This is a genomic window from Microbacterium sp. zg.Y909 (assembly GCF_024626565.1).
In genome coordinates this window covers 1-6,024 of record NZ_JANJFJ010000270.1, presented here as the reverse complement: position 1 = coordinate 6,024, position 6,024 = coordinate 1, and the positions used below count along the sequence as shown (strand labels likewise).

The window sequence follows — 6,024 nt, the reverse complement described above, 5'->3', positions numbered from 1 at the left end:
TACGGAGTGGCGACGGCCGCCGACCTCGCGGACTACTGGCGCATCGCCGACCGCGCGAGCGTGCTGCGGGCCGTCGGCGATCTCGTCGATGACGGCACCCTGCGACCGGTGACGGTGGAGGGGTGGGAGTCAGCGGGCAGGCCGGCGAACGCGTGGCTGCATAGGGATGCCGCACTCCCCCGCCGCGTCGATGCCACTGCCCTCCTCACCCCGTTCGACCCGCTGGTGTGGTTCCGGGACCGTGCCGAGCGTCTGTTCGGCTTCGACTACCGCATCGAGATCTACACACCCGCGCACAAGAGGCGCTTCGGGTACTACTCGCTGCCCGTCCTCGTCGGCGACGACGTCGTGGGGCGCGTCGACCTCAAGGCCGACCGCCCGCGCTGCACCCTCCTGGTGCAGTCCGCCTGGTGGGAGCACGGCAGGCCTCCCGAGGCTGCCGACCGGCTGGCCGGGGAGTTGCGCGAGGCGGCACGCTGGCAGGGGCTCGAACACATCTCGGTGGGGCGGTGGGGCGACGCCGCAGACGACCTCGCCGCCGCCCTGGGAGGCGCGGCGCGACACGACCGCACGCTCGCACCGCCCTCGCCCGCCGTTACCGTGGAGGAGTGAAACGCACCACCGTCATCGCGATCGTCGCGGCATCCGCCGTGCTCGCCGTCGCCCTGGCGGCTCTGGTCTGGAACCTCGCCCGCCCCGGCTCGGCCGATGACGCGGCCGAGCGCTACCTGCGCGCACTCGCAGCCGGCGACGCCGACGCGATGCGCTCGCTGCTGCCGCAGGACGCGCTGACCGACACGCTGCTGGCGACGTTCGGTGCCGCCGACGCGTACGTGCAGGAGCCCGAGATCACCGACAGCGAACCCGACGGCGAGGTGACGACCTACCGGGCCTCCGTGCGGCTGCAGGGCGACGCCACGACGATCCGCTTCGCGCTGACCGATGACTCCGGAAGCTGGACGCTCACGGACGATTCCCTCGCGGTGATCGAGACGACCACGACGCTGGGCGAGGCGGTCGCCATCGGCGAGACGGTGCTGCCGCTGCACACGGACGGCGCGCAGGGCGCCGACGGTGCGCTCACCCTCCTGCCCGCCGTCTACACGGCGCAGGCGGCACCGACCGACTTGCTCGACGGCGATGCGACGTTCGCCGCCATCACCGATCGCTCCGCACCGGTCTCCATCGATGCGATGCTCGCCCCGGATGCCGCGGCGCGCGCTCAGCCGCAGCTGGACGCATACCTCGACGGCTGCGCCCAGGCGACGACCGAGGTGCCTCCGCGCTGCGGGCTGGCGATCCCTTGGGCCGCCGATCTTGCGGAGCTCACGGAGGTGAGCCTGCGCATCGAGGCATACCCCGCGCTCTCGATCGATCCCGCGACGCTGTCGTTCATCGCGGCCGACGGCGTCGTCGTCGCCACCGCTGTCGGCGTGGACCGGGGCGGCGCCACCGTATCCGCGACGTACCGCACTGACGCATGGACCGTGCGCGGCGCCCTGACGTTCACCGAGGGGCAGGCGCTGCTGACGGTCTTCTGAGGCGCGCCGGGCTTTCGTCGCCGGTCATTCCCAGCCGCGCAGCTCCAGGCCCAGCCACTCCGCGAGCGCTTCGACCTCCGTGGCCACCGCCGCCCGCGCCTCGTCGTCGAAGCCGCCGTCTTCGTGCACCGCGTTGACGTGCATCACGCCTGCGCGTCGGTCGGCGCGCGCATCCAGCTTTCCCACGAACCGGTCGCCGTGCAGGATGGGCAGCGCGAAGTAGCCCCACCGCCGGGTGGATGCCGGCTTGTACATCTCCAGCACGTATTCGTAACCGAAGAGCGTCCGCAGCCGGGCCCGATCGGCCACGAGTGCATCCAGGGGCGAGACGAGCACCGTGCGCCCGGCGAACACGGCGCAGTCCGAGAGCACCTCGGCATCCACCCGCCATGTCCCTTCGGTGTCCTCGACGACGGCCGCAACGCCCACCTCGTCGCCCGCGTCCTTCGCCCGTACGATGCCCTGCGCGGCCAGCCGCCGCTCGGCGAGTTCCCGCGCGGCGTCGGCGTCCGCAACGTCGGGCAGGTCCCCCGGGTAGACCCGCTCTGCGACGTCGAACAGCCGTCCCTTCGCGTCGCGCCCCCACACCGCCACGTCGCCACGGGAGAGGAGGATCTCGAGCATCTGCGTGGTGTTGCGGCTGTGCGTCCATCCCGTGGACTTCCACGACACCTGTGCGCCGTCGGGGATCTCCGCCGCATGCAGCGGCCCCTCTGCGCGCAGCCGGGCGAGCACCCCGCGGCGGAACTCGTCATTGGCGACCAGCCAGTCCCGCGTGCGGGGGTACTCGGGCCGGCGGGACATCGTGGCGCGGTACAGCGGCAGGTCGGACATCACGCGGCAGTACCCGTCCCACTCGAAAAGGTCCCGGTCGACCTCCACCGCCTGGCGCAGGTCGGAGGGCTGGTAAGGCCACCCCAGACGGCTGTACAGGATGTGGTCCGCGCTCGGCATGATCGCGGCCGTCGTGTCGACCGGCACGGCGGTCAGGGCGTAGACCGTCTCGACGATGGCCGCTGGGCGAGGCTCGCTCAGGAGCTGGGCCCGCACCGCCACACGGCGCGCGTCTCGCCGCGACAACCGCAGCGGGTCGGGCATGTCAGAACCGTCCGCCGATCGTCTGCAGGCGCTCGATGCGGTCGGGCAGGGGCGGGTGCGTCGCGAAGAGTCGGGTCATTGCGCCCGGGCGAAGAGGGTCGGCAAGCCAGAGGTGGGCCATCGACGTGTTGGCGCGCTGCAGGGGCTGCGCCGCATCGCCGATCTTCTCCAGCGCGGATGCCAGCGCGTCGGGGTCACGCGTCGTGAGCGCCCCCGTGACGTCGGCGAGGTACTCGCGCTGCCGCGAGATCGACGCCTGCACGACGGCGGCCACGAGTGGCGAGACGACGGCGGCGACGACGCCGAAGAGGAGGAAGATCAGCTGGGACTGGTTGTTGCCGCCCCGCCTGCCGCCGCCGAAGAACGCCATGCGCATCACGATGTCCGACAGCGCTCCCACTGCGACGACCAGGCCGAACACCACGAGCGAGACGCGGATGTCGTAGTTGCGGATGTGGGCCAGTTCGTGCGCGAGCACGCCTTCGAGCTCGCGATCCGTCAGCAGCTCGAACAGCCCGGTCGTGACCGTGATCGCGGCCTTGTCAGGCGTGCGCCCGGTGGCGAAGGCATTGGGGGCCGGATCGTCGACGACGTAGAGCCTCGGCATGGGGGTGCCGGTGGTGATGCAGAGGTTCTCGACGATGCGGTGAAAGCGCGGGGCGTCGGCCTGAGACACCTCCACCGCTCCCGAGAGGGCAAGGGCCTCGCGGTCGGCGGCGAAGTACTGCACCGTGGCGTAGCCCACGGCGAACACCAGCACGAACGCGGTGATCCACCAGTTGTTCCCCGCCAGCCAGCCGGCGAGAGCTCCCACCGCGGCGATCGCCAGCACGAAGCCGATCAGGATCAGCCACGTGTTGCGCTTGTTGCGGGCTATCGCGGAGTACACGGCGCGTTCGCCTCAACGTGCGCGCAAGAGCGATGCCCGTGCATGCGCGCTGCGAGGCATCGATCGATCTCGTGTCAGAACTGGACGCGCGGGGGCTCGGAGATGGCCGCGCCGTCGACGACCTCGAAGAACTCCCGCTCGTGGAAGCCGAGGTTGCGCGCGAAGAGGTTGTTCGGGAACACCCGGATCTTCGTATTGAGTTCGCGGACACCGCCGTTGTAGAACCGGCGCGAGGCCTGGATCTTGTCCTCGGTGTCGACGATCGACTGCTGCAGGTGCAGGTAGTTCTGGCTGGCCTGCAGCTGCGGGTACGCCTCGGCGACGGCGAACAGCGACTTCAGCGCCTGCTGCATGTGCCCTTCGGCCACACCGGCATCGGCGGGCCCGGTGGCGGAGAGCGTCTCGGCGCGCGCGCGGGTGACGTTCTCGAAGACCGCCTTCTCGTGCGCGGCGTAGCCCTTGACCGTCTCGATCAGGTTCGGCAGCAGATCGGCGCGACGTTTGAGCTGCACCGTGATGTCGCTCCACGCCTCATCGACGCGGACATTCAGCGCCACGAGCGAGTTGTACGTCGCCCACAGGTAGACGCCGACGACGACGACAAGCGCGACGACGATCAGTACCGGGATCAACCATTCCCACATGTGCTCCCGACTCCCCTCCGAGTTTCTCTCATCCTAATCGCACACGGGGAACCCGCTCGCGCACAGTCGCCCACTCCCAGTTTTTACCCACCCACGACGCGCTCGAGGTAGGCGTTGTGGAACATCCGCGTGGGGTCGAGCCGATCGCGCAGCGCGGTGAATTCGGCGAAGCGCGGGTAGCGCTGCCGCAGCTGCGCGGCATCCAGCCCGTGCATCTTTCCCCAGTGCGGTCGGCCCTCGTGGCGCAGCATGACCTGCTCCACGGCATCGAAGTACTCCGCCGGGTCCTCGCGCCAGTAGCGGTGCACCGCGATGTAGCCGGAGTCCCGCCCGGACGCCGTCGACAGCCAGAGCCCATCGGCGGCCGCGGTGCGCACCTCGATCGGGAACGACAGCCGCCATCCGCGATCGGCGATGAGGGCCCGCAGGTCGCCGAACGCCGCGGCCAGGCGATCCAGAGGCACGGCGTACTCCATCTCGCGGAAGCGCACCGTGCGGCGCTGGGTGAAGACGGCGTGGGACTCGTCGGTGTACTCGCGATCGCCGGTCAGCCGGGTGGCGAGCCGGTTGATCCCTGGCACGAGGGGCGGCGCGGCCAGACCGGCAGCACAGGTCACCCGATACAGCCCGTTGGCCAGCAGCGTGTCGTCGACCCAGCGTGCGGGGGCGGAGAGCCTCTGGCGCGGTGCGCTCTCGGGCAGCCGCGTATTGGTCTTCGTCAGCGCCATCTCGGTGTGCGGGAACCAGTAGAACTCGAAGTGGTCGACGTTCGCGTGTCGCATCGGCAGCGCCTCGACGACGGCGGCGAGCGGCTCGGGACGCTCGACGGCGTGCAGGACGAACGCCGGGACGCACTGCAGGGTGATGTCGACGAGGATGCCGAGGGCACCGAGCCCCAGGGCGACGGCGGGCAGCAGCTCGGGGTTCTCGTCGTCGTCGACGGTGAGCACCTCGCCGTCCGCCGTGACGAGCGTGGCCGCCACGACCTGCGTGGCGATGCCGCCGAAGCGGTCACCGGTCCCGTGCGTGCCGGTCGAAACGGCTCCGGCGATGGTCTGACGGTCGATGTCCCCCAGATTGGGCATCGCCAATCCGTAGGGCGCCAGCAGGCGCGGGATGCTGTGGAGCCGTGTGCCCGCCCGCAGTCGCACCCGACCACGCGCACGGTCCACCGAGACCAGGCCGCGCAGGTCGCTGAGATCGACCAGCACACCGGGTGCGACGGCGATCTCCGAGAAGCTGTGACCGGCCCCCACCGCCTTCACCCGCAGACCGTGGGCCGCCGCGGCCTGCACGCACCGGCGGACAGCCGCGACGGTTGCGGGGAACTCCACCCGCTGCGGGCGCACCTGCGCGCTGCGGCCCCAGTTGCGCCAGACGCCGCCGGGCCGGGTCACAGGAAGCTCATCCCCTCGCCCCGGTACGTGGGCATCTCCCCCACGATCCGGCCCCCGTCGATCAGGCGGTAACGGTCGACATGCTCGGCGAGCTCCCCGCTCTTGGCGTGACGGAACCACACGCGATCGCCGACCCGCAGGTTGCGTGCGGCGGCACCCTGCAGCGGAGTCTGCACCTCCCCCGCGCCCTCGCGCGCGAGCGTGCGCAGCCCCGCCGGCCACACCGGCGCGGGCTGCCGCGACGGTACCGCGGGGCCGGACGCGATCCATCCGCCGCCGAGCACCGTGACGATGTCGGGCGCCGGCTTGCGGACCACTTCGAGGGCGAACGCCGCTGCGGGCGCCGGCTCGAAGGCGCGGTACCCGTCGAACAGGTGCCCGGCGAGCAGGCCGCTGCCGGCCGTGACCTCGGTGACGGACTCGTCGGCGGCGGTGTACTCCAGCGATCCGGTGCC

At 71.2% G+C, this 6,024-nt stretch carries 7 protein-coding genes; 2 read left to right on the top strand and 5 right to left on the bottom strand.

Going from position 1 to position 6,024, the window contains the following annotated elements:
* Both NQ160_RS16790 and NQ160_RS16785 read left to right on the top strand, forming a co-directional pair.
* Positions 1-612 (top strand): DNA glycosylase AlkZ-like family protein (locus NQ160_RS16790; RefSeq protein WP_257516305.1); only part of this gene is annotated, 612 nt, incomplete at its 5' end.
* Positions 609-1,541, top strand: a complete 933-nt coding sequence (locus NQ160_RS16785; protein ID WP_257516304.1) for a hypothetical protein — start codon at positions 609-611, stop codon at positions 1,539-1,541. The genes NQ160_RS16790 and NQ160_RS16785, both read left to right, overlap by 4 nt.
* 24 nt (positions 1,542-1,565) lie before the next feature.
* Here the strand turns inward: NQ160_RS16785 and NQ160_RS16780 are convergent, their stop codons facing one another.
* From NQ160_RS16780 to NQ160_RS16760, 5 genes are all read right to left on the bottom strand, one after another.
* On the bottom strand, positions 1,566-2,639 hold the full coding sequence (locus tag NQ160_RS16780; protein ID WP_257516303.1) for a DNA glycosylase AlkZ-like family protein: 1,074 nt from the start codon (positions 2,637-2,639) through the stop codon (positions 1,566-1,568).
* 1 nt (position 2,640) lies between these two features.
* Positions 2,641-3,528, bottom strand: coding sequence for a M48 family metalloprotease (locus tag NQ160_RS16775; RefSeq protein ID WP_257516302.1), 888 nt, complete (start codon positions 3,526-3,528; stop codon positions 2,641-2,643).
* A 74-nt stretch (positions 3,529-3,602) separates the two neighbouring features.
* Positions 3,603-4,172, bottom strand: a complete 570-nt coding sequence (locus NQ160_RS16770) for a LemA family protein (protein ID WP_257516301.1) — start codon at positions 4,170-4,172, stop codon at positions 3,603-3,605.
* Between the two features lie 83 nt (positions 4,173-4,255).
* Positions 4,256-5,569 carry a D-arabinono-1,4-lactone oxidase gene (locus tag NQ160_RS16765; protein ID WP_257516300.1) on the bottom strand — a complete coding sequence of 438 codons (1,314 nt, stop codon included), beginning with the start codon at positions 5,567-5,569 and terminating at the stop codon, positions 4,256-4,258.
* The coding region (locus NQ160_RS16760) for a hypothetical protein (protein WP_257516299.1) at positions 5,566-6,024 on the bottom strand (459 nt) is incomplete at its 5' end. The genes NQ160_RS16765 and NQ160_RS16760, both read right to left, overlap by 4 nt.